Below are 5,790 nucleotides of genomic sequence, written 5' to 3'. Positions count from 1 at the left end.
TATAAACAAGAAAAGCCTGTAGTTTTAGCTACAGGCTTTCTTTAAGATTTGGCACCGACCTACTCTCCCACGTGTTACCGCAGTACCATCGGCTCTGGTGGGCTTAACTTCTCTGTTCGGAATGGGAAGAGGTGGACACCACCGATATAGGCACCTAAATATTTTTAATGTTATTTAGTTGTATATCTCTGTATCGCTTTGCAGCAGTACAGGCTTTATATTTCAACATATAACAATGACATATTATTGAAAGAAGTTAAGTTAGGAAGAACAAACAACAGTTTACTGCTCTTGAAAGCTTCGGATTATTAGTATTACTCGACTTTGATGTCACCACCTTTACATCTGTAACCTATCAACGTAGTAGTCTGCTACGGTCCTATATGGAATTCTCATCTCGTGGCTAGTTTCGCACTTAGATGCTTTCAGCGCTTATCTATTCCCAGCGTAGCTACTCTGCAATGCCCCTGGCGGAACAACAGATTCACTAGAGGCTAGTCCAACCCGGTCCTCTCGTACTAAGGTCAGCCCCACTCAAAATTCCAACGCCCACAACAGATAGGGACCGAACTGTCTCGCGACGTTCTGAACCCAGCTCGCGTGCCACTTTAATCGGCGAACAGCCGAACCCTTGGGACCTTCTCCAGCCCCAGGATGTGACGAGCCGACATCGAGGTGCCAAACCTCCCCGTCGATATGAGCTCTTGGGGGAGATCAGCCTGTTATCCCCAGCGTACCTTTTATCCTTTGAGCGATGGCCCTTCCATGCAGAACCACCGGATCACTATATCCGTCTTTCGACCCTGATCGACTTGTCTGTCTCACAGTCAAGCAAGCTTATGCTATTGCACTCCTCATACGGTTACCAAGCGTATTGAGCTTACCTTTGAAAGCCTCCGTTACCTTTTTGGAGGCGACCACCCCAGTCAAACTACCCATCAAACAATGTCCTCCACTGAGTGGAGTTAGACACCGAATACAGAAAGGGTGGTATTTCAACGTTGACTCCACGAACCCTAGCGAGCCCGCTTCATAGTCTCCCACCTATCCTACACATCCTGTATCCAATGGCAATGTTAAATTGTAGTGAAGGTGCATGGGGTCTTTCCGTCCCGTTGCGGGTACCCGGCGTCTTCACCGGGACCACAATTTCACCGAGCTCATGGCTGAGACAGCGCCCAGATCGTTACACCATTCGTGCAGGTCGGAACTTACCCGACAAGGAATTTCGCTACCTTAGGACCGTTATAGTTACGGCCGCCGTTTACTGGGGCTTCGATTCAATGCTTCTCCTTGCGGATGACATCCCCTCTTAACCTTCCAGCACCGGGCAGGTGTCAGGCCTTATACTTCATCTTTCGATTTTGCAAAGCCATGTGTTTTTGTTAAACAGTCGCCTGGGCCTTTTCACTGCGGCTGACATTACTGCCAGCGCCCCTTCTCCCGAAGTTACAGGGCCATTTTGCCGAGTTCCTTAGCCATGATTCACTCGAGCACCTTAGAATTCTCTTCCCGGATACCTGTGTCGGTTTGCGGTACGGGTTTTTATAACCTGAAGCTTAGCGGTTTTTCTTGGAAGTCTGATTACCTGCGCTATCAACGCCCCCGAAGGTTTGTTGTACTATCAGCGTTCAGCTAGACCGGCGGATTTGCCTACCGGTCCAATACCTACAGCCTTTAACGATCTATTCCGTCAGATCGCGGCAGTGTCACTACTCCGTCCCCACATCGCAGTTATAAAAAGTACGGAAATATTAATCCGTTGTCCATCGAATATCCCTCTCGGGTTCTCCTTAGGCCCCGACTAACCCTGATCCGATTAGCGTTGATCAGGAAACCTTATCCTTTCGGTGGGCGGGTTTCTCGCCCGCCTTATCGTTACTTATGCCTACATTTGCTTTTCCAGAAGCTCCAGCACAACTTACGTCATACCTTCGCTGCCGCTGGAATGCTCCCCTACCGTAATATTAATATTACCCATAGCTTCGGTGTACAATTTAATGCCCGTTTATTATCCATGCCCGATCGCTCGACTAGTGAGCTGTTACGCACTCTTTAAATGAATGGCTGCTTCCAAGCCAACATCCTAGCTGTCTATGCAATCGGACCTCGTTAGTTCAACTTAACTGTAACTTGGGGACCTTAGCTGATGGTCTGGGTTCTTTCCCTCTCGGCGCGTGACCTTAGCACCCCGCGCCTCACTGCCGTGTATATTAAATAGCATTCGGAGTTTGTCTGGATTTGGTAGGATTTGACTCCCCCGCACCCAATCAGTAGCTCTACCTCTATTTAACTTAACCACGACGCTGTTCCTAAAAACATTTCGGGGAGTACGAGCTATTTCCCAGTTTGATTAGCCTTTCACCCCTACCCACAGATCATCCGGAAACTTTTCAACGTTTATCGGTTCGGTCCTCCAGTACGTGTTACCGCACCTTCAACCTGTCCATGGGTAGATCACAAGGTTTCGCGTCTACCTCCCCTGACTATACGCCCTATTCAGACTCGCTTTCGCTTCGGATCCGTGTCTTAAACACTTAACCTTGCCAGAGAAGAGTAACTCGTAGGCTCATTATGCAAAAGGCACGCCGTCACGCCACCTGGACGCTCCGACCGCTTGTAAGCACACAGTTTCAGGTTCTATTTCACTCCCCTGTTCGGGGTTCTTTTCACCTTTCCCTCACGGTACTGGTTCACTATCGGTCTCTCAGGAGTATTTAGCCTTACCGGATGGTGCCGGCAGATTCCCACAAGGCGTCTCCGACCTCGCGGTACTCAGGATACTACTAGACTAATGGTACTTACGTGTACGAGGCTCTCACTCTATTTTGCCAGGCTTCCCATCCTGTTCCACTTCATTGCATTATAATCATATCGTAGTCCTACAACCCCACATATGCCGTAACATAAGTGGTTTGGGCTCTTTCCCGTTCGCTCGCCACTACTTAGGAAATCATTATTATTTTCTCTTCCTCTGCTTACTTAGATGTTTCAGTTCGGCAGGTTTGCGTATTATATACGACTAGTCTTCAACTAGCCAGGTTTCCCCATTCAGAAATCTGCGGATCAATTCATATTTGCTAATCCCCGCAGCTTATCGCAGCTTATCACGTCTTTCATCGCCTCTGAGAGCCAAGGCATCCCCTGTGTGCTCTTATTTACTTTCTTCTCTCCATAGCCTTTTGCGCCTATGGAAATGCTTTTTTTGATTTGTTGTTAAACCTTCAGTCAGTTTACTCAATTGCTCGAATATCCTTCCCTCCAATCAAACAACGTCTCTATTGTTGTTTGCTCTTCTTTTTTAACTTCTTCCAATATGTCAAAGAACTTTTCTATCCCCACATTATATCTCTATAATGTCATTTAATGCCCTTTTGTATTAAGGCGGGTGATGGTGGAGAATAACGGAGTCGAACCGTTGACCTCCTGCGTGCAAGGCAGGCGCTCTAGCCAGCTGAGCTAATCCCCCTTAAGATTAATACTTATGTAGTCCCGAGCAGATTTGAACTGCTGACCCCTACATTATCAGTGTAGTGCTCTAACCAAACTGAGCTACGGGACTAGATGATTTTAGATTGTTGATATACGATCTTTGATTTTCCTGTTTCCGCTAAATCGTCATTCGTAAATCGTCAATCGTAAATACTATTCACAATCTCGCCTCTGTTAGGGTAGCACTTCTTAATGCTTCATCCTATGGGTTTTCTTTTTTGAGATCTTGTCATTTATATCATTTGCGCAGCGAGTAGTCAATTCTACTCCAGAAAGGAGGTATTCCAGCCGCACCTTCCGGTACGGCTACCTTGTTACGACTTAGCCCCAGTTATCGGTTTTACCCTAGGACGCTCCTTGCGGTTACATACTTTAGGTACCCCCAACTTCCATGGCTTGACGGGCGGTGTGTACAAGGCCCGGGAACGTATTCACCGCGTCATTGCTGATACGCGATTACTAGCGAATCCAACTTCAAGAGGTCGAGTTGCAGACCTCTATCCGAACTGTGAATGGCTTTTTGAGATTCGCATGCTGTTACCAGCTAGCTGCCCTCTGTACCATCCATTGTAGCACGTGTGTAGCCCCGGACGTAAGGGCCATGATGACTTGACGTCGTCCCCTCCTTCCTCTCTGTTTGCACAGGCAGTCTGTTTAGAGTCCCCACCTTAACGTGCTGGCAACTAAACATAGGGGTTGCGCTCGTTGCGGGACTTAACCCAACACCTCACGGCACGAGCTGACGACAGCCATGCAGCACCTAGTTTCGTGTGATTGCTCACTGATCTATCTCTAAATCATTCACTAACTTTCAAGCCCGGGTAAGGTTCCTCGCGTATCATCGAATTAAACCACATGCTCCTCCGCTTGTGCGGGCCCCCGTCAATTCCTTTGAGTTTCACCCTTGCGGGCGTACTCCCCAGGTGGAATACTTAACGCTTTCGCTTAGCCGCTAACTGTATATCGCTAACAGCGAGTATTCATCGTTTAGGGCGTGGACTACCAGGGTATCTAATCCTGTTTGATCCCCACGCTTTCGTGCCTCAGCGTCAATAAAACCATAGTAAGCTGCCTTCGCAATCGGTGTTCTGTGACATATCTATGCATTTCACCGCTACTTGTCACATTCCGCCTACCTCTAGTTCATTCAAGCCCATCAGTATCAAGGGCACTGCGATGGTTGAGCCACCGTCTTTCACCCCTGACTTAACAGGCCGCCTACGCACCCTTTAAACCCAATAAATCCGGATAACGCTTGGATCCTCCGTATTACCGCGGCTGCTGGCACGGAGTTAGCCGATCCTTATTCCTTCGGTACATTCAGCTATCTACACGTAGATAGGTTTATTCCCGAATAAAAGCAGTTTACGACCCAGAGGGCTGTCTTCCTGCACGCGGCATGGCTGGTTCAGAGTTGCCTCCATTGACCAATATTCCTTACTGCTGCCTCCCGTAGGAGTCTGGTCCGTGTCTCAGTACCAGTGTGGGGGGCCATCCTCTCAGATCCCCTAGTCATCGTCGCCTTGGTGGGCCGTTACCCCGCCAACTAGCTAATGACACGCATGCCCATCTTATTCCTATAAATATTTGATCATTGGATAATGCTATCCTGTGATTTTATGCGGTGTTAATCCGAATTTCTTCGGGCTATCCCCCTGAATAAGGTAGGTTGCATACGCGTTACGCACCCGTGCGCCACTTTCGTATCCAGCAAGCTGGATACTATCGTTCGACTTGCATGTATTAGGCCTGCCGCTAGCGTTCATCCTGAGCCAGGATCAAACTCTCCATTGTAAAATGTGTTGCTTGAACGCTGACCATTCTTAACTTAATTAATAATAGTCTTTATTCTATTTGTATTGTCTGATAGATATTGACTCTAAAATAATAGCTCCAGTTTTCATGTACTTTGAAACCGTACTTTCTTACCTCGCTACGCTATAAATGACATCTCTTTAATGAACTTCTCGAATCGCCTCGCGGGTCTTCTTTATATGTTGCAATCAGTCTTCTTCAGTTTATCCTGGTCGTTTCGTCCAGATTCAGTTTCTAAAAACTTATTGTTTCAATCTTGTGTATTCCGTTACCAAACTCCGTTTGGTAACTCCCGTTCTGTTTGGGATTGCAAAGGTAGAAATCTTTTTATTATTGTCAAGCTTTTTTTAAAACTTTTTTTCTTTTTGTTTTTCATGCTTTTCAAAGCAACAACCGCCGAAGCAGACCCAAAAACAAAAGAGACATTTCCTATCTCAACAACCTTTCAAAAACCAGCCTTTCGACTGTCGCTCTTCCTCCGAA

General features: G+C 47.2%; 1 protein-coding gene, 2 tRNA genes and 3 rRNA genes. 1 reads left to right on the top strand and 5 read right to left on the bottom strand.

Annotated features, from left to right (window positions below; genetic code table 11):
* Positions 1 to 46: 46 nt before the first annotated feature.
* From rrf to FA047_RS20275, 5 genes are all read right to left on the bottom strand, one after another.
* A 5S ribosomal RNA gene (gene rrf, locus FA047_RS20295) occupies positions 47 to 158 on the bottom strand.
* Positions 159 to 289: 131 nt separating this feature from the next.
* Positions 290 to 3,168 (bottom strand): 23S ribosomal RNA (locus FA047_RS20290).
* Positions 3,169 to 3,392: 224 nt separating this feature from the next.
* Positions 3,393 to 3,469 (bottom strand) — tRNA-Ala (locus FA047_RS20285).
* A gap of 18 nt (positions 3,470 to 3,487) precedes the next feature.
* Positions 3,488 to 3,562, bottom strand: a tRNA-Ile gene (locus tag FA047_RS20280).
* Positions 3,563 to 3,764: 202 nt separating this feature from the next.
* Positions 3,765 to 5,286 (bottom strand): 16S ribosomal RNA (locus tag FA047_RS20275).
* The 16S, 23S and 5S rRNA genes sit together here with 2 tRNA genes alongside, the layout of an rRNA operon.
* A gap of 164 nt (positions 5,287 to 5,450) precedes the next feature.
* Here FA047_RS20275 and FA047_RS20720 point away from each other — a divergent pair.
* The coding region (locus tag FA047_RS20720) for a hypothetical protein (protein ID WP_205943365.1) at positions 5,451 to 5,790 on the top strand (340 nt) is incomplete at its 3' end.

The sequence above is a fragment of the Pedobacter frigoris genome (assembly GCF_005116445.1).
In the GTDB taxonomy this organism is placed as follows: Bacteria; Bacteroidota; Bacteroidia; order Sphingobacteriales; family Sphingobacteriaceae; genus Pedobacter; species Pedobacter frigoris.
This window is presented reverse-complemented; position numbering and strand designations above follow the sequence as displayed.